The sequence below is a fragment of the Ferrimicrobium acidiphilum DSM 19497 genome (assembly GCF_000949255.1).
Taxonomy (GTDB): domain Bacteria; phylum Actinomycetota; class Acidimicrobiia; order Acidimicrobiales; family Acidimicrobiaceae; genus Ferrimicrobium; species Ferrimicrobium acidiphilum.
The window spans coordinates 20,322-38,062 of sequence record NZ_JXUW01000027.1; the positions used below are offsets into that span (position 1 = coordinate 20,322).

General features: G+C 54.7%; 13 protein-coding genes and 2 pseudogenes. 9 read left to right on the forward strand and 6 right to left on the reverse strand.

Going from position 1 to position 17,741, the window contains the following annotated elements; genetic code table 11:
• On the forward strand, positions 1–1,605 hold the full coding sequence (locus tag FEAC_RS11335) for an acyl-CoA dehydrogenase family protein (RefSeq protein ID WP_035390862.1): 1,605 nt from the start codon (positions 1–3) through the stop codon (positions 1,603–1,605).
• An 82-nt stretch (positions 1,606–1,687) separates the two neighbouring features.
• On the opposite strand, the gene FEAC_RS15300 is transcribed toward FEAC_RS11335, so the two are convergent.
• Positions 1,688–1,900 (reverse strand): hypothetical protein, encoded by a 213-nt coding sequence (locus FEAC_RS15300; protein ID WP_152623214.1) that lies wholly within the window; start codon positions 1,898–1,900, stop codon positions 1,688–1,690.
• Positions 1,901–2,004: 104 nt separating this feature from the next.
• On the opposite strand from FEAC_RS15300, the gene FEAC_RS11345 reads away from it, so the two are divergent.
• On the forward strand, positions 2,005–2,274 hold the full coding sequence (locus FEAC_RS11345; protein WP_081901202.1) for a type II toxin-antitoxin system TacA family antitoxin: 270 nt from the start codon (positions 2,005–2,007) through the stop codon (positions 2,272–2,274).
• 700 nt (positions 2,275–2,974) lie between these two features.
• Here FEAC_RS11345 and FEAC_RS15640 read toward each other — a convergent pair.
• Positions 2,975–3,145 (reverse strand): hypothetical protein, encoded by a 171-nt coding sequence (locus tag FEAC_RS15640; protein WP_156099303.1) that lies wholly within the window; start codon positions 3,143–3,145, stop codon positions 2,975–2,977.
• 334 nt (positions 3,146–3,479) lie between these two features.
• Between FEAC_RS15640 and FEAC_RS11360 the strand changes: the two genes are divergently transcribed.
• The 3 genes from FEAC_RS11360 to FEAC_RS15305 all read left to right on the forward strand — a co-directional run bounded on the left by FEAC_RS11360 (position 3,480) and on the right by FEAC_RS15305 (position 6,687).
• Positions 3,480–4,115: a trimeric intracellular cation channel family protein gene (locus FEAC_RS11360; RefSeq protein WP_201773902.1), complete on the forward strand. Its 636-nt coding sequence runs from the start codon at positions 3,480–3,482 to the stop codon at positions 4,113–4,115.
• Positions 4,116–4,671: 556 nt separating this feature from the next.
• On the forward strand, positions 4,672–6,354 hold the full coding sequence (locus FEAC_RS11365; RefSeq protein WP_052566288.1) for an FAD-dependent oxidoreductase: 1,683 nt from the start codon (positions 4,672–4,674) through the stop codon (positions 6,352–6,354).
• Positions 6,355–6,441: 87 nt separating this feature from the next.
• Complete coding sequence (locus tag FEAC_RS15305; protein WP_152623215.1) at positions 6,442–6,687, forward strand: hypothetical protein; 246 nt, start codon at positions 6,442–6,444, stop codon at positions 6,685–6,687.
• A 404-nt stretch (positions 6,688–7,091) separates the two neighbouring features.
• On the opposite strand, the pseudogene FEAC_RS11370 reads toward FEAC_RS15305, so the two are convergent.
• Positions 7,092–7,454 (reverse strand): annotated as a pseudogene (locus FEAC_RS11370) (IS1634 family transposase); the annotation flags it as partial.
• Between the two features lie 92 nt (positions 7,455–7,546).
• Positions 7,547–7,666, reverse strand: coding sequence for a carbon storage regulator (locus tag FEAC_RS16465; RefSeq protein ID WP_081901200.1), 120 nt, complete (start codon positions 7,664–7,666; stop codon positions 7,547–7,549).
• 706 nt (positions 7,667–8,372) lie between these two features.
• On the opposite strand from FEAC_RS16465, the gene FEAC_RS11375 reads away from it, so the two are divergent.
• Positions 8,373–9,134, forward strand: coding sequence for an ArsR/SmtB family transcription factor (locus FEAC_RS11375; RefSeq protein ID WP_052566289.1), 762 nt, complete (start codon positions 8,373–8,375; stop codon positions 9,132–9,134).
• Positions 9,135–9,178: 44 nt separating this feature from the next.
• Here FEAC_RS11375 and FEAC_RS11380 read toward each other — a convergent pair whose 3' ends face one another.
• Positions 9,179–9,952 (reverse strand): maleylpyruvate isomerase N-terminal domain-containing protein, encoded by a 774-nt coding sequence (locus FEAC_RS11380; RefSeq protein ID WP_035390851.1) that lies wholly within the window; start codon positions 9,950–9,952, stop codon positions 9,179–9,181.
• A gap of 985 nt (positions 9,953–10,937) precedes the next feature.
• Here FEAC_RS11380 and FEAC_RS11390 point away from each other — a divergent pair.
• The 3 genes from FEAC_RS11390 to FEAC_RS11405 all read left to right on the forward strand — a co-directional run bounded on the left by FEAC_RS11390 (position 10,938) and on the right by FEAC_RS11405 (position 16,581).
• Positions 10,938–12,530 carry a response regulator gene (locus FEAC_RS11390; RefSeq protein ID WP_035390847.1) on the forward strand — a complete coding sequence of 531 codons (1,593 nt, stop codon included), beginning with the start codon at positions 10,938–10,940 and terminating at the stop codon, positions 12,528–12,530.
• Positions 12,520–13,671: an EAL domain-containing protein gene (locus FEAC_RS11395; protein WP_052566290.1), complete on the forward strand. Its 1,152-nt coding sequence runs from the start codon at positions 12,520–12,522 to the stop codon at positions 13,669–13,671. The genes FEAC_RS11390 and FEAC_RS11395 overlap by 11 nt, the downstream gene beginning before the upstream one ends.
• Before the next feature lie 429 nt (positions 13,672–14,100).
• Positions 14,101–16,581 carry a sensor domain-containing protein gene (locus FEAC_RS11405; protein ID WP_035390844.1) on the forward strand — a complete coding sequence of 827 codons (2,481 nt, stop codon included), beginning with the start codon at positions 14,101–14,103 and terminating at the stop codon, positions 16,579–16,581.
• Positions 16,582–17,196: 615 nt separating this feature from the next.
• Here FEAC_RS11405 and FEAC_RS15645 read toward each other — a convergent pair.
• Positions 17,197–17,741: pseudogene (locus FEAC_RS15645) on the reverse strand (hypothetical protein); the annotation flags it as partial.

The window sequence follows — 17,741 nt, forward strand, 5'->3', positions numbered from 1 at the left end:
ATGAGAAACATCTCGTATGCCTATGGACATAACCATTTTGATGAAGATGCCGAGCTCTTAGCGGTTCTAAGACATTTTTGGCCGGAGCACAAGCCCAAACAGTGGAGTCAGCTCCAGGAGTTCGGCGCGTTTGCGGGAGGTGAGGTCTACGAAGCCGTCTACCACATCGACCATGATGCGCGTCCAGTGTTGGTTGCCCATGATATTGACGGTAACCGCGTAGACCGCGTCCGATTAAGTCCAACTGAGCTTCGAATACTCAAAGAGACTGCGTGGATCAACAGGGCTCCCTACGAAGGCCAAGGTTGGCCGTATCATTATGCTTTGCTCTACCTGTTGGGAGATCCGGGGCTCGGGTGCGTTTTGACCATCACCGGGCAGACGGTATATGCACTGCACAAGTATGCCAAACGAGGCGTCGAGGGCGTCGACGCTATCAAGGAAGACCTTTTGAGTGGTGAGGCCTTTGGCGCCACCTGGATGACGGAGTCACAGGGCGGTAGCGATCTTGGCGCCAACGAGACCACTGCTGATCGCGATGGCGAGATCTGGCGTCTGACCGGCGATAAGTACTTCGCTAGCGGGGCAGGTCTGGCTGACTTTGCCATCACCACTGCGCGGCCAGCCGGAAAGCCAGCGGGTCCGAAGGGTCTAGCTCTATTTCTGTTGCCCCGACTCAACCGCGAAGGCAACCTCAACTTTCATGTTCGCCGACTTAAGGATAAGAGTGCAACTCGTGCAGTTCCCTCTGGTGAGGTTGAACTCAACCATAGCGAGGCGTATCTCCTCGGCGATGCCGAGGAAGGCATCTATTACACCCTGGAGAATCTCACCGTCTCGCGGCTCGCCAATGCGGTGGTGGCCATGGCGACCGGCAAGAAGGTACATTTAGAGGTATTGGAGCGGGTAGTGCGTCGCCACAGTTTTGGACAGATACTACAAGATCACCCGCTCATTCGACGCGACCTGACAGACATGGCAGTGCGTTCTGCAGCCGGGTTGGCGCTGGCATTCTATGGCGTCAAAAAGTTTGACGAGGCGTGGCTGGATCGACCGCCTTATAGCGCCCGGTATCATCTGGCGCGTCTTATTACTCACCTCGCCAAGAATCGGACGGCGGAACATGCTGCTGCGATGACTGCGATGGGGATGGAGCTATTCGGCGGTTTGGGCTTCTTGGAGGAGTACGGGATTGCGCGCTGGCACCGTGAAGCCTTGATCACTCCCATCTGGGAGGGTCCTAGCAACATTCAGGCGTTGGACTTCTTGGAGACCATTACAAAACAGCGAGCTCACCACGACTTTCTCGCAGAGATGGTGCCTCTGCTGGAGGGTGTCGACACCCCTGCTGCTCGTCGAGCCCAGCATGTGATGGAGCACTCATTCGACGAGCTCGAACACCTAGCTTCTCGCGAAGCTCAGTGGTACTCCAAACACCATCTACGACAGATCGCAGACTCCGCCCAGGTCGCCCTCTTGTACCAGATGGCCCAAGACCAGGGTGGTCTCTACGAGAGACTAGCGGAGCTCTACGCTGTTCGTTTTCTTGACCATGAGGAGTATCCCAGCTGGGTCGATGAAGACACCTGTGTGTGGGGTGGTTGATCGCATACGTCAATCGATCGCACTCGACGTGCTCGCTGATGCGGCTTACCAAGACACCGCAGCCACTAGGTCATCATCAGCTTCAATCGCGTCCAACACGCCTAAAGCAATCAATGAGAGCGTCGATCAACATCTGTACGGCATCAATATTTTCAACGACCGAAGCCACGGGCCCAATCAGACTCGCTCGTCGTACAGGCAACAAACCGAATGGACCGATGGGAATAATGTTCCACTTGAGGCTGTCTAAGGAATCCGACAGCGTCTGGTAAATCACCCGTGGGTTCTTGCGCATCCAGGGACTCTCAATCAGGAGACGACAAGTCGTAAGCGGCTGAGCCTTAAATGACGAACTCTGTCTGGGATGTTTTTGTACGCCAATCCGTGTGCAACTGGCGCATGGCAACAAAAACTGAGCCATTGAGTATACGGCTAACCCCCGAGCAGGACACCGTTTTGCGCCGCGCTGCTGAGCTTCGCGGCGAGTCGACCAACGAGTCTGTCCTTGGTAATGCAGCTGGTGGAGCCCAATCTGATCTAACGAATCTCCGATCATTCATCGCAGCTGACAATGAATGGCAGTACGTTGAAACCGCGCTCTCTGAACCAGTGACGTCTAATGCCGCGATGGTGAAGTTGCTCATATCTTCGTCAGTGCTTGAGCGGTAGTTACACTTGGAACTGTTGAGCCCCATACTCCTAGTGGGGGCGCATAAGGTCGACCACTTCCGGTATGGATCTGAGCCGCTCGATGACTGGATCAAGACTCGCGCTCGAGCGAATCAAGCATCAGGTGCATCACGAACATGGGCCGTTCTAGACGGTCAAGTATTAGCTGCCTATGAGGTCACAGCCTGTGCGGCCATAATCCGTGAAGCCGCACCAAAGGGGTCGTCCAACCCAGATCCAGGTATCAAAACCCCGCTTAAATGTCGATGCCGAGATCATCGAGATCTTGCGCGGGTTCGCCCTCGCCAATCCTCGCCAAGGCGACAGAAAGGCCTACCTGGCTGCCCAGACTTCGAGGTCTAACAATTCCCATGCAGTTTTGGTGTCCGCCACCGTGCAGTTATTTGGCCGCGTCTATGCAATATTGCATGGCCGCTAACATCGCCTGCCTTCTACGCTACCTACATTACTAAATCTATCGGTAAAGCGCCGTTGTCAGTTCCAGGCCACCGCATTGACCAATTAATTCGATCAAGGCCGCAGAGAGCGACCCACTGTAGCTCACATGCGACAGCGTCCTTTCGCCGAGAATCCGGATAGTACTTTCAACGGCGACTATGCATTAGAATGAACCAGGTATAGTCGCGCTCGGCTAGGACGGAGATGGGGCGTTGTCCACTATTGATGACCTAGCGATTTGCTACTGGTACTTTTGCCCGGGTTCACCAACCCAGACGATCGGGATATGGACCTCGACAGAGGAGGTCGAAGACGTGGTGGCTATACACGAGGCGAGCTGTCGATATGGCCACGTAATACTATCTGGTCCGCGCTTCGGTCCATCCCGGCGATCAAGGTCTGTGGTCCGCATTCGTCCTTCTTCCCCCAAACCGATGGGGCAACGGCGCGTGTCATGACGATCGGATGTTGGCACACCCCAACTCCTTAGCTTCACACATGCGAGTCGGTTGGTCAACTCACACGTCCATCTGGAGGGGTGACCCCACCAAGATGCGAGATCTGCGATACCTCGCGACGTACTCCCCTCTCATGCCCATCAAAGCTGGTATGTGAAAATTAAGAGGTCAGCCAGCCAAGGTAATCCTTGAAGGCAATCGACCTAATTGGCCCCACAACACCACCCTATGACCCGGCACCGACCTCATAATCTCCTCGCGTCCAGCGAACCACTATGATCTGTTGCCGTGTTAGACACCGACAGAACCTTGCAGATCGTCCTCGAACTCTCTGGAACGTTCGTTTTCGGGCTCAACGGAGCCCTGACAGCCATGGAGGCCGAAAACCTGGATCTAGTGGGTGTTGTCGTACTCGCAGTTCTTACCGCGTTAGGCGGTGGGATAGTCCGCGACGTGCTCATTGGATTTTTACCCCCATCAGCACTGCGAGACTGGCGCTACTTGACGGTTGCAGGAGGGGCAGGCGTAATCGCGTTTGTTGCCCGTAGGCTGTGGGTCCGGGTTCGTGTCCGGCGCTTAATGACCGTATTCGACGCTGCGGGCCTTGCCTTGTTTTGTGTCACCGGCACCACTGTTGCCTTCGTCGCGCATCTGGGTCCCTTCCAATCCGCGGTGCTTGGCACGATCACCGCAGTCGGAGGTGGCACTATCCGTGACGTGGTCATCAGGAGAGTGCCAACCGTACTCTCTAGCGGACTCTACGCAGTGCCAGCCGCTTGTGGCGCAGCCCTGACAGCACTGGCCCTCGATTTTCATTTCTATGACGGATATCTCGCAGTTACAGCGGCGTTGCTGTGCTTCGCCATTCGAATGATTGGAGTTACGTTCAACCTCAATCTTCCTACCTCGCATCCGCACTCTTGAAACTCAACCAATCCATCCCATGCATGACAATAGGGTGGGTATTGAATATAGAAATTCGACCAGCAACATATGAATTGGCGGAATCTACGACAGGAGATCTAACAATTCGACATTAATTCCTTACCTAGACGGTGACCGCGACATCTACGCACGCAGATCCCTGCAGGGAAAGTGCCTTGATTCATAACCCACCGCCCTCGCCCGTTGTTAGCGATAGCAAAGCTGGCTGCGTCTACATATCAATGTATTGCATGCACATGTTATGACGGTTTTGTTTGTTGTTCCTTGATGTACCGTTATGAGGTTAACTGCGGAGCAAGTCCCCGGTACTTATATGACAGTCCGGACTGTTGGTCAAGGCGCTGTAGGTGCCAGGCGGAATTGCTGCCAGCGAGAGAACAGCGTCAGAAAGCGGGTGATGCGCGGGATGCACCGACAATACCCGGCACAAACAGTCAGGAACAATCCCAATCCCCTACTCTCTCCTGCGGCCATCCCAGTGCTGGATCGATGGGTCTTACGGGATAACTGCCCCTTACCCGATACACTGGGGGGTATGCATGAATCAGACCACGCGGCTTCGTCTCTTGTTGAAACACGTCGACATATCATCGTGATAGGTGGTGTAGCTGGTGGAATGTCGGCAGCCACGAGGTTGAGGCGCCTTGACGCACGGGCCATAATAACCGTAATAGAACGCTCTGGGCACGTATCGTATGCAAACTGTGGACTCCCCTACTTCGTAGGTTCGATCATCAAGGACGAAGAGGATCTGCTTCTACAGACGCCAGAACGCCTTCATGCGCGCTTTCGCTTAGACGTACGCGTCAATACGGAGGTCACTGAGATCGACCGCGAGCGCCACCAGGTACACATACGTCCGACTACCGGCGGTACAGTTGAAGTTCTCGAGTATGACAAACTCGTACTCAGCCCAGGCGCAATGCCACTTCGTCCCGATATTCCTGGGTCTGAGCGCATGAGAGTACTGCGTTCGGTCGAGGACGCGGCACTTATCGTCAACGATATCGCTCGAATACCACGTACAGCTGTCGTTGTGGGTGCCGGTTTTGTCGGTTTGGAGGCCGCCGAGAACTTGGCTCGTCGTCAGATGGTGGTCACGGTGGTTGAGGCCGGGGTCCAGGTACTCCCTGCACTCGATCCAGAGCTTGCGATTCTGGTCGAAGAGGAGCTCGTTCGGAATGGCATATCCGTAGTCACAGGAGCTTCGGTGACAGAAGTGCACGAATGGGGTGTCATCCTGACTGACGGTCGCATGATAGAAGGCGAGCTCGTCGTAGCTTCCGTTGGAGTCAGGCCCGACACCACGCTTGCACGTTCTGCCAATCTCGCACTCGGCCCCCACGGAGGCATAGCGGTCGATGAGGCGAATAAAACAAGCGATCCTGACATCTATGCCGTTGGGGATGTGGTCGAGAAGCCCGATTTCATCGGAGACACAACCTCTCTGGTCCCACTCGCGAACGTCGCCAATCGTCAGGGGCGTCGAGTAGCAGACCACATCTGTGGCTTGCCTTCTCGAACCTCCCCATCAATCGGCACCGCCATCGTACGGGTTTTCAACTGTGTCGCTGCCACAACGGGTTGGAATGAACGCCGATTACGCGCCATTGGGCGACCCTATCGGGTTGTTCGTGCGCACCCAATGAATCACGCAGGCTATTATCCGGGGGCAGAATCGATGTCTCTCAAGCTTCTCTTCGACCCAAATGATGGCCTGATTCTGGGTGCACAAGTAGTTGGGGGTGCGGGCGTCGATAAACGCATCGATATCCTGGCAACGGCGATGTCAGCAGGTATTCCAGTTGAGGCGCTGGCCGATCTCGAACTTGCCTATGCACCTCCGTTCTCCTCGGCTAAAGATCCCATTAACATGCTTGGGTATATGGCTGAGAACATTCGCTTCGGCGAATGCGAGGTCGTCGAACCTGGTGAGTTACCGGAATTGCTGGAGGACGGATGGACTCTCCTAGATGTAAGAACTCCCGAAGAACACCGATTGGGATCTATTCCTGGCAGTGTTCTGGCTCCCGTCGACGGACTACGTGAGGCGCTCAACACTCTAAATGATGGTCCCTTCGTCGTTTACTGCGCGGTAGGTCAGCGCGGACACGTAGCTACAACATTACTTCATGGACTCGGTTACAAGGCACGCAATCTGAACGGGGGTTATCGCACGTACATGGCACATACGACCGCCGAACGATCGCCAGCCTAACTCGATTAACGAGCACACAGTATAGGGATCTAACAATAGTCATGCGGTGAGGCTCAACTTCGAAGCTCTCTGCAAAGCATGTACCAGGTGCTCATCGGTTTAATATCCAAAACGTTAACCTCCGGCCAGCTAAGGACTCTCTCACATCTCCTCCTCGCTCAGTCGGTCGATCCAGACCTCGGTGTTGAGCGTGGGTGGAACTGTCCGACCTTGTTCACAACGCGTTCTCCGGTGTTGGTCGTGGGCACCTTTGAGAACCTCAGCTCGTTTTTCGGTAATCAACTCCGCGTATCCCTCGTGAACATCAGCTGGGGCCATGAGCGCAGTACCTGAATGGTGCTCGTACTGGTACCAGGTGAGGACCTTTGTAAAAAAGGTCCTCGCCTCTTCTATGGATTCAAAACATTCAAGAAGTAGGGGCGGGAGGGGAGCTCGCCTCTCTCATCAAACCGGACGTGAACCTCTCGAATCATCCGGATCCGGACTCGCAGCTGCGATGTGTTGGCTTATCTTCGTTGCTGAATTGGCTAGTCCATATAACTGCCCATTCGCCCACGGCCTTTGCTCTGGGGCCATTACGGCTGGACGGCCCCTTCATCACTACCAAGCCACAGTTCGCCTCAGTGCATCGCATCCGGTACTCTCGCCTTCGGCTTTTAGCCTGAACTTACCCCACTACCCCAACACATCCCTACTCCTACCTGGGGTTTTGGTTCATCGAAGGGGTAATATTACTGTCACACGGGTATTTTGGCTCCAATCAGTTCAAAGGCTCGTCGTTGGGTTGGGGTTGGAGTAGAGGTCTTTTGGAAGGTCGCCTCGGCTCCAGTTACCCGACAGGTACTGCGAGTAAGGGTGTCGAGTTCTATCAACAGCGAGCGAAAGCTCATGACCGCATCACCATTGGTGTTTACTTTCTCGGCGGCCTTAGCCTTGGCTGAGGCTGAGACGACCTTCTTGGCGACCGGGGAGACCGGTAGCGGAGGGTCCTCATCTTTAAACGTCAACTCGGCTAGCCTTTCCTTGGCCAGATGCAGCAGGTGAGCTGCCAAGACACAGAGAAAAACGTGGGCTCGTACTCGGCTCCCAAGATAGAGCCTCGCAACTTCCGGACCGTTGGCTATTCACGCTCAAAACCCCGTGTCTCGGCATCACCCAATCTCCAAAGGTTGATCATCAAGCCACGCTACAGTCACCACCGGTGGGGGGCTTCGATCCCAATTCTCACCGAACCGCGCTTCCACTCCACAACGGTTATCACGACATCGTCGTCAATGACGATCCGCACCCCCGCTTTTGCAACCACAGGCATCTCTGCCTCTCTTTGATGACCAAAAGTACCAGAGAAGACCAGTGGGAATAACCCAGGGCGCCAACGGAGCCAGCGACAGAATTCAGTCAGCTAACTCACCTGGGTTAACGTTGGGTTCAAAGGGACTCCAAACCCGTTTGTTGTTCATCGTTGGACATGATGAGCGCTCTGGTGCCTTCTTGAGTCCCCGTTGGCGAACCCGATGCCCTCGCCAACGCGTCTCAACGATATGCACGTACCTCACTTTGAACCGGTCGCCTTTCGAGGCATCTCTGTGTGCTCAATTCTGGTGTCCGTTTTCACGCAATCAATTATCCGTTTACATTTCGCATGACCGCCAACATGTACCCTAATTGGTAACCAATACCACCGTTCTTCGATCGCGTCGATTCATGGAGAGGTCGGCCCTGAACAGCGGCGTTGCAAAGACTAGGTTGAAGATATCAACGATCCGCATGAACTGGCTCTGCAGTGTAGACGGGCTCCGTGAGATCGCCGGTTGCACGACTTGACCACCATGGTATCAAGAATCACCATGAACTAGTAAGTACGGATGACCAGGGCTGGCATTGCGAATCCCGCCGCGTTAAGCCATGGCCCACATCGACAAACTCATCATCTCCCTCATTAGCGCTTGCATGTGCGGCCATCTCAACAGTCTTATGGCGATACCCCTCATCTAATCCCGAACAATATTGGAGCTAACATGGTGGAAATGGAGAACGATAGGGTACGCATCGGGGACGCCAACATCGCAACGATTGGAGCACTGATGGGCGAACCTGCGAGAGCCAAAGTACTGATGGCCCTCCTTGACGGTAGAGCGCTAGCGGCCAGTACTCTCGCGGCTGAAGCCGGCGTAGCGGCCTCCACGCTATCGACACACCTCTCGCGTCTCGTCGACGGCGATCTAGTAAGCGTGGAGACCTCGGGGCGCAACCGGTACTTTCGCATTACCCGTCCCGAGGTTGCAGATGCGCTTGAGGCGCTCGCCCGGCTGGCACCCGCACAGCCGATCCGTTCCCTGCGTCAAGGGACCCATGCTGAGGCGATCCGACGAGCGCGTACCTGTTACGATCACCTAGCTGGTCGTCTTGGTGTCGCTCTCCTGGATGCGCTCGTGGACTCCGAACTACTTTTGGTTGATTCCACCCCAGACGCCAAATCGGATCCGATCCTTGGGCTTGGGCGCGCAAAAAGCTACGTCCTGACCCCCGTCGGTAAAGCTCGCCTTGAAACATTGGGCGTGGCGCTTGATCGAACTAGCCGTCGGGCACTCACTCGCTACTGTTTGGACTGGAGCGAACAACGAGCGCACCTCGCCGGTGCGCTCGGAGCAAACATCCTCACCCGCCTTCTCGAGCTTGGTTGGCTGGTGCGAGGTGACCGCAGGATCGTGAAGGTAACGGCTACTGGTCGCGATGGCCTCGAAGCCGAGTTCGGGATTACCCCAGACACCTGGCACTAAGCTTACTTCTCGAAGCTGACCCGTGTTCATTTGAGTAGACGACGTCAGTATCCAGCAAGGAGTGATCGCAAGACACCCAGCGTGTCGGCACCACCAGGAGCTTCAAGACGCCGAGGATCAGCAGGGTGGCGGCCCCAGAGCAGTAGCAGGCGAGCCGCTGGATCCCCAGTGACCTCCGGCTCCAAGGGAGTATCGTTTCGTTCGAGGCGCGGCCCTCCCTCATCGACAACTATGGTGACCTGACTCGCTCCCGGTGCCGCCAGTACGGCGCGGAAGTCCGCGGGCGCGGAACCGGCACCCCGGGCGAGTAGTGCACGTCCGAGTACATCGACAGCATGGTCAGTGAGTTCCGGCTGGCAGAGGAGTGATGTACTCGTCGAGTCCTCACCCACCAGGTCGAAACGATGAAGCGCAAATTCGCTACGCAAATGGGTGACAAAGGTCGCGACTACCATCTGGCGTCCGGTCCATGGGACCACCGCGTTTGGATCCAGGCTCAACACAGCATCAAGAGCCTTCCCTACTCGCCCGATGTTACTTTGAAGTTCAACACGCAGTCTCGGATCATCCATTGCACGAAAGGGCATCTCTCGCTCGTCGAAGCCCGTCGTCACCGGGATGGGTCGACCCTCGCCGTAGGCCTCGAGATTGAGCGCGATCTCCAGCGCTCCGGCTGCGAGATGGGCCGCAACCTCGTGGGCCCGCCACAGCGAACACATGGTTAAGGCGTCAGGTGCCGTGTCCCCCAAAGCTTCGAGAAAGGCGGTGGCCTCATACGCTAAGTTGTTTGAAGGGCTTGGATTACGTTCTGTTCTCATCGACCCATGGTACCGACCAAATACTTCGGCCTACCCCGAACCGTCGCAGCCACCTGCTCTCCAATGCCCAAGCACTGGAAGAATCGCAAAGAAAGCGGTCGACATGCGCGTCGCATGGGAAGCGCAATTGTCCCACCTTTGACAACTGTGGAGTCGTGAACTGTATCGTATTCACCTGAAATGCGAGATCAACGTCCAGAATGGATATCGAAGGACCGGGAAACGCGCCCTTCAAGCTGGTACCAGCTACTCAGAAATCCAGAGGGTGGGCCGCTTCGCGCCCCGGATAAAGCCGTCTCACCAATTCCCCACTCATGGCTGTCCATAGCTCTAAAATCCTCTCCCCTTGCGTCTCCTTCCCATCAGCGACAAGCAAGAGTGGCCGCAGCGGCTCCAGCAGATATCGATAGGTCCGATGCGGACTGCAACCAGGCTCTCCAAACGTGACCCCACCAGAGATCTCGCTTTTGGTAAGCCAGCCAGGGTCTGGCTCCCATAGCCATGGGAGTCTGTCGCTACCCTCATTGCCAAGGTATGAAGCTATCCCGCCTATTTGGCCCCAGTATTCTTGAGTTTCTTGGCCCCACTTTCACTCAAATCGAACCCTGGGTGTCGCTTGCTGATCTCGATCGCGGCCGCCACCTTGCGACCCAAGATGGACTGAACACCAAGTTCCGTTCCATCACAACACATTCCTGCGGGCCCACTTGTTCGACATTGGTCTTGCTCTGGTAACCCTAAGTTGTCGACCACTTCGCTCGAAGTTACCTTTCTCATATGAAAGGGCAAGTTGATCCGCATGAATGTCAAATGGGCATGCATCTTCTTCCAAGATGCCCCTCTGGGCCAGGTGTCACTATTTCCACTCCAGCGGAGCACTCCGGGCCATCCCAAACTCATCCTGATCACGGCCAAAGACTGACTACACTCCCCACGAAAATCCAAGGAGTCAAGTACACTAACCAGCAGTAGCTCAAGGGGGTGTGTGACCCAACTCACCGATGGTACGGTGGTTAGGCTTCTCCATGCAGCGCCGATTGCGATGATCGTAATTGATAACGCTGGCCTAATCGTACTCGTGAACGCTGAGGCCGAACGACTATTCGGCTATCGCAGTGAGGAACTCATTGGAACGCCCGTCCAGCCGCTCATTTGCATTGGGGATACGCGTTTTCTGTCTTCAGCGGCCGGTTTAGAGATGGTAGGTCGACGACAAGATGGCAGCGAGTTCTCGGTGGCAGTCTCGGTATCGACATTATCAACCGAGACTGGACTTCTGATCTCAGCGACGATTCTCGACATCAGCCAGCGCATCGAAGTAGAGGCCGAATCTGAACGCGAAAAGAGGGAATCTGAACGAGTACGACTCGAAGCTGAAACCGACCGGGAGCGATTGGAGGTGCAGCTTCACCAATCTCAACGAATGGAGAGCTTGGGTCAACTCGCCGGAGGCGTCGCTCACGACTTCAACAATCTGTTAGCTGTAATTATGAACTACACATCGTTCGTTGCCGATGAGTTGTCTGCCGTTGCTATGACATCGACTGACTCGAAGTGGGATGAACCTCTCAAAGACGTTAGGCAGATCCAATTGGCTGCAGAGCGTGCCAGTCTCCTGACACATCAACTGCTATCGTTCGCTCGTCGGGAGGTGGTCCAGCCTCGCGCATTGAGCCTCAACAGTGCAATCGTCCGCATGGAGCAGATTCTGCGTCGGACAATCGGTGAGCTGGTAAAACTGGTCACCACCCTCACAGACAACTTACCGATGATAATGGCCGATCCCGGTCAAATTGAACAGATTATTCTCAATCTCGCCATCAATGCTCGCGACGCAATGCCGAATGGTGGCAAGCTGTCGATCGATACATCGATGAGGGAGGTCACGCTCGAAGAGAGTTCGGAATCAGGCATCTCAATGGGGTCTTTTGTGTGTTGTCGTGTTAACGACATTCGTGTAGGCATGTCGGCAGAGGTCCGCGATCGTGCTTGCGAGCCCTTCTTTACCACCAAGCCGAGAGGTGAGGGCTCGGGACTTGGTCTTGCGACCGTCTATGGAATCGTTTTCCAGTCCGGTGGACATACGAGGATAGATTCCGACGAGGGAATCGGGACGACAATAACCGTCTTTCTACCTGCTGCCGAACAAAATGTTGCAGTTGAAAATCTCGGCGAGATCATAGATGGCCTCAATCCACGAATCGGAACAGAGACAGTCCTTGTGGTCGATGACGAAGATGCGCTGCGCGAAGTGACCCGGCGAATACTGACACGCAATGGCTACACCGTCATAACCGCATCCAGTAGCGCCGAGGCGATTGAAATCGCCGCCTCATACCCAAGAGACATCGATCTCCTCCTCACCGACGTGATCATGCCGATTATGCAAGGTCCAACCGTCGCCAACAAAGTGAGACAGCTCCGACCGGATATCAAAGTACTCTTTATTTCTGGCTACGCCCAACCCGTTCTTGAAGCAGGAGCTGTTCTTGAAACGGAGTTCGAATTGGTGGAAAAGCCGTTTAATCAGGTGACACTGCTAGAACACGTGCGCAAGGTGCTCGATCATGCCGAGTGAAGTGCCGGTGATCAGGGTAGTCGTTATAGACGACCACGAAATGATTCTCCAAAGTGTGGTTCGCTTGCTCCGCGACGATCCCCAGATTGTAGTCGTCGGCACAGCGCTGAACGCTTTGCAGGGAATTGAACTCACTCGGCACGAGTTCCCAGACGTCGTAATAATTGATTACAGTCTGCCGGACATGGACGCCCCCGATGCGATCAAGATACTGCATGAGGTCTGTCCTGAGGTCAAGATCGTCACTCTCTGCGGCTCGGAGCGCCCTGGTGCACTTCTTGCGTCGATGAGGGCGGGCAGTTCTGCATGGGTTACGAAAACCCGAGCTATCCAGGAATTGCGCGACGCAGTGTTGCGCGTAGCTGCAGGTCTACCAGTCACCATCCACGAGTTGGAGTTACTTCCGACCTTTGATCAGCTAGTGCCGTATTATCAGCCCATTGTAGCGCTCGAGAGTGGCCGAATCACCGGATTCGAAGCGCTGATTCGCTGGCGACACCCCGAACGGGGGCTGCTCGGCCCCGAGGCGTTCCTACCATTCATGGAGGAGATCGGTTTCATCGTGGAGATCGATAGATGGGTCCGGGAACAAGCGATACCCCAACTTGGGGATTGGCAGCAACACTTCCCGCGAACTCCCAACATTTCGATGCACGTCAACCTATCGGCGAGTGACTTTTTGGATCCGGCTATTGTCCATTCAATCTCCGAGATTGTTAAAGACTCCAACATTGATCCCGCCGATCTTGTCTTGGAAGTAACTGAATTGATACTGCTTGGAGACAACGCGCACACGTTGGACTTATTCACCCAATTTAAGAGTCTCGGGGTGACGCTGGCACTCGACGATTTCGGTACCGCCTTCTCGTCACTTTCTTACGTCCGTCGATTTCCCTTCGACCATTTGAAACTCGATATCTCGTTCACCTCAGAATTGCCCCACTCGACACGCTCGATGCTGCTTGTCGAGGAGATCTGCCATTTGGCGACATCGATGAAGATGGGGGTGATTGCGGAAGGCATCGAGCGCCAAGAGCAGGCCGATGCGCTGCGTGGAATTGGCTGCCGCTACGGGCAAGGATACCTATTCGCGCGGCCACTCCCTGCCAAAGATTGCGAGCGACTCCTCGCTGCCGAGTAGCATTTCCTTCTTCACTCCAGTTGTTGTGACGGCAAAACAAAATGATTTTCTAAATCTCCTTGTCAGATGCTACGAACTCCGTAATGATAACGACGGATAAGGACGCCCGAAGTTGCTCCGGGAAGTCACGCTCCAGCACCAACGATCGCGGTCCCCCTGTTCTTGCCAGATCCTCTATCATGACAGGTCTAACTTGTGGGCGTCCAAGTGAGCTCACCGGCACATCCTGCCACAGCGCAATGCCACTCACATGAAGGTCAATGGAACCAACGGCAGAGCGCCTTCAAGAAGTTGCCCAATTCCGCCGACAACACTAGATAGAAGATGAACCATGCAACTCAGTGTCGATACTCCGAAGAGAGGGTCGATGGATCAAGACGAAGTCGCTAGTGGGATCCCGTACACCTACAGCAGATCAGGAGTGAATAGGTGGGTTATCCCAGAGGGTCGCTAACTCGCGTGCCTGTCGTCGACGACGTAGATTCCCAACAAGCGACGCGTCTATCCCTGCGGGAGATCTGGGCGGGCTTGGTGCGCCCTGCATTTTCGGACTCCCATTTCTGGATTATTCAAGCCATGGTTGTGACGACCTTCTTCATCGACCTCGGTGGAGACCTCGCGCAGAATGCCCATTTAACTCCCTTACCCGGTTTCGTGTGGATAGTGCTCCTATTCGTTCCCGTTGCCTACGGAGGTAGATATTTCGGCATTATTGGATCTCTAGGTGCAGCGCTGAGCGGGATGATCCTCGTTATCCCGGAGATGCTGCTATTTCAACACAGTGTCGAACAACAATTGGGAACATACAGCATCACCGCCATCATGATCATCGTTGCCTTTGTGACTGGTGAGCGTCTTGAGGAGATACAGGCGATCAAACGTGCCTTGGCCGCCACCGATGAACTCTTTAGGAGTCAACAGCGTTCGAGCATTGTCTTTGAGAACAGCGTTGCCGCCATATGTATAACCGATACCGAAGGTAACATTCTCGAGGTTAATCGCTCATACTGTGAGCTGGTAGGACTGACAAAGGAAACGATAACTGGCCAAAACATCACGGACCTTGCCGATCCAGAACATCGTGTCAGCGACGCACAGACAATTCATCGTCTTATAGCTGGTGAGGTTCAGAGTGTCAACTTCACCACACGCTGCCTACACAAGGATGGCCACTCAATTTGGGTAGACGCATTCTACTCGCTGGTTCGCGACAGAGGCGGGGTTCCGGTCTATATCATCGCTTCATTTTACGACATTACAGCCAGACGAGCTAGTTTAGAGGCACTCGACAATTCAGAGAGGCGATTCCGATCCGCGTTCGACGCATCGCCGATAGGCGTAGCACTCATCAGCATCGATGGGAGGTTCCTTCAAGTCAACTCGGCGTTGTGCCAAATGGTAGGACGAAACGCATCCGAGGTGATCGAACTGGGCGTCTTGGGTTTGACGCATCCATCGGATCGCGACTTGACAAACCAGCTACTAAAAGCTCAAGATGATGTGATTCAGGTCACAAAACGCTATATGCATGCGGATGGACACATATTGTACGTACAGGTGACCCGCAGTCTGATCATTGGCTCCGACATCGATGAACGATACTTCATCTCACAGTTTCGGGATATCACTGATGAGCGCGCCCGCTCCGCGCAGCTCACCCACCAAGCGCTCCACGACCCACTTACAGGGCTTGCCAACAGAGCCCTCTTCGAGGATCGCCTACCCCAGGTTAACGCGAGGTCGGAGCGTCTAGGTGGTAGCCAGAGCGCAGTGTTGTTGCTGGACCTCGATGACTTCAAGGTGGTGAACGACACCGCTGGCCACCACATCGGCGACCAGATGCTTGTGGAACTCTCGCGTCGGCTTGAGAGCGTTACACGCTCCTCAGACACCCTATGCCGTTACGCTGGTGATGAGTTCATCTACCTCGCAGAGGGACTCAAGTCTCCCATGGAGGCAGAACAAGTTGCAGATCGTCTTCTCAGTGTAATCGACGAGCCGTTTCACATAGATGGAAGAGACTTCGCTCAACACGCAAGCATCGGGGTGGCAGTCTACGGTGCAAATGGGGTGGAAGACGCCAAGATCATCGAATGCGCCGACATCGCTCTATACGAGGCTAAACGTCTTGGGAAAGGCACCTATGTAGTATTCACGCCTGAAATGAATGAGAAAACATCCACCCGATTCCAGCTTATCCAGGAGTTGAAACACGCGTCTCTCTCGAATGAATTTTCCATGTCCTACCAAGCAATTCTCGATCTCGATACAGAGAGCATCGCCGGTTTTGAGGCATCGCTGCGCTGGGTACATCCACAACGTGGGCTAATGTTACCTGATGCATTCATTCCTCTTGCTGAACAAAGCGACCTCGTTCTAGAACTCGGTGCCTTTGCGCTCCACGAGGCCATCAGCAAAGCGCTATCATGGGAGATCAAGGGGGCACAGTCGCAGGCACCCTATGTCATGATCAACTTGACAACCCGCCAGTTCCATGACCCAAACCTGGTGACGATGGTTGATAAAGCGCTTGCTGCAAGTGGAATTGCACCAACCCGCCTCATCCTCGAATTCACCGAAGAGACTGCCCTTGATGACATCAGCACCACTGTTGAAGTATTGGAGAATCTGAAGCGCCTCGATGTGAGGACTGCCCTGCGGGACTTCGGAGCCGGATACTCCTCTCTCTCGTATCTCGCATTTCTGCAACCGAGCATCGTCAAAGTCGATCAATCCATCACACAATCGATACATGACACCGCGGTGTTAGAGACGATCGTCTTCCTTAGCCACAGACTAAACCTGTCAGTTCTCGCACAGGGAATCGAAACCATCGATCAGCTAGCATCCCTTAGGCAACTTGGTTGTGACCTTGGCCAAGGGAGTCTCATCGCCCACGTCCTGCCATGACCGATGGTCTGTGATGGTCTGTGATGGTCTGTACAACGAAACAAGATGATTTAAGAAATTAAGCGTCCGTCCAGGGCGGAAAGTAGCACTCGAATCGGTCTGTCAGGGGACTAACCGACCAAAATCAGGTACCGGAGTCTGACCGATGATAGACACAGGGAGTTCGCAGCTGTTCAAGCTGGACAAACTAGCACACGCTGCGGTCGTTCACAATCCTGAGAGCGAGAGCATTATCTTCCATGGAGCGCAACCAGCTTGATGGAGACTCCATGGGAGCTGAACCAGTAAGCTCCCGAGCAAAGTAGAGCGTCTCATGCTCCGTGAGCCACATCGGACAGTCGGGCTGTCCACCGTTGAATCTCCCGATCCATTTGCGCAGGAATAGCGTTCTGGTTCTGGCTCGTCATGGAGGACACCGAACCCTATATTTGTTGGCCATCCATAACCTCGCTGCTGGTCGCGTCACACCTGTGATGTGTCTTTAGGCACACGTTGATCCACGTTTGACTTTGGGCCAACCGCTGCATCGCCAAGTTAAACTCTGAGTCCAATTCATGTAGCTATTGTGTACTAGGGCTCCTCTGGTATCCCAGTCTTTAATTTTGAGCCAAGTTTTCAAGCAGCGGCTTTGAGTTTTGCATGTTCGAGATAGTTGCCGACATAGTTCTCTATCGTGTTGAGTGCGCGCTGTAACCCGATAGGAGCAGGTTGCTGGTTGGCTGCGAGAAGGGGTGGCAGAACGCGGTGGCCTAGCTTGGTATAGGTGATGGCAAAGCGGATTCCCTCTGGCGTAAGCGTATAGCTGTTGGTATGGGGAATCCTTGTAATGAGACCTTTGAGGCGCAGCTTACGCAGGTCATAGGTCATCTGCGCGGCGCTATAGGGACCACCAAGCAGCTGGGACACCGAGGCACGAAGGCTCTTGTTGGTGAAGCCGATGACGGTATTTAGCGCCACGCAGAGCGCACCGGCCAGGGCCATGACGCGTTTATCCCCGAAGCGTATCGCTCCGGTTCGTCTGCCCTCCTCTAGCGAGGGCTGTGAGATCCGCTCCCATAGAGCAGTCTCGATGGCACAGCCCTGACCGGCACGTTGGATGTCAAGTAGTCGACGATTGGCGGCTCGAGCCTTGTCGATCAACTCGGCGAGGTTGCGGAGGC

Bases quoted from the DNA above. Each gene is read 5' to 3' on its own strand.
- FEAC_RS11335 (WP_035390862.1), top strand. From the start codon at position 1: ATGAGAAACATCTCGTATGCCTATGGACATAACCATTTTGATGAAGAT.
- FEAC_RS15300 (WP_152623214.1), bottom strand. From the start codon at position 1,900: ATGCGCAAGAACCCACGGGTGATTTACCAGACGCTGTCGGATTCCTTA.
- FEAC_RS11345 (WP_081901202.1), top strand. From the start codon at position 2,005: ATGGCAACAAAAACTGAGCCATTGAGTATACGGCTAACCCCCGAGCAG.
- FEAC_RS15640 (WP_156099303.1), bottom strand. From the start codon at position 3,145: ATGCGGACCACAGACCTTGATCGCCGGGATGGACCGAAGCGCGGACCA.
- FEAC_RS11365 (WP_052566288.1), top strand. From the start codon at position 4,672: ATGCATGAATCAGACCACGCGGCTTCGTCTCTTGTTGAAACACGTCGA.
- FEAC_RS16465 (WP_081901200.1), bottom strand. From the start codon at position 7,666: ATGCCTGTGGTTGCAAAAGCGGGGGTGCGGATCGTCATTGACGACGAT.
- FEAC_RS11375 (WP_052566289.1), top strand. From the start codon at position 8,373: ATGGTGGAAATGGAGAACGATAGGGTACGCATCGGGGACGCCAACATC.
- FEAC_RS11380 (WP_035390851.1), bottom strand. From the start codon at position 9,952: ATGAGAACAGAACGTAATCCAAGCCCTTCAAACAACTTAGCGTATGAG.
- FEAC_RS11395 (WP_052566290.1), top strand. From the start codon at position 12,520: ATGCCGAGTGAAGTGCCGGTGATCAGGGTAGTCGTTATAGACGACCAC.